General features: G+C 42.0%; 1 pseudogene. It reads left to right on the plus strand.

What is annotated here, in order from left to right:
* Window positions 1-274, plus strand: a pseudogene (locus FCL48_RS25325) (IS4 family transposase); the annotation flags it as partial.

Consider the following 274-nt stretch of genomic DNA (forward strand, 5'->3'; position numbering starts at 1 on the left):
TAATCGCTCACACAACAATCGTTTTCATGCGCTACATGTTTGTTGCCTACAATTGTCGACGTGAGACAGACCACCGGACATTTGGTGAGCTTTTCTTCGCGTGTTGTGATGAATTGAGAGATATCTCATTCATTGAATCCCTCTACCGCGTCTTAACATTGGCTGTAAAGCAGATTCAGGAACTGGGAGCATTTTGTGAGAAGACTATCCAAATATTCTTTGCAACGTTAATGGACACAGCACTTGATTCAGTAGGCATCGCAAAAAGTGAATT

The organism is Desulforhopalus sp. IMCC35007, from assembly GCF_005116575.1.
Taxonomy (GTDB): Bacteria; Desulfobacterota; Desulfobulbia; order Desulfobulbales; family Desulfocapsaceae; genus Desulforhopalus_A.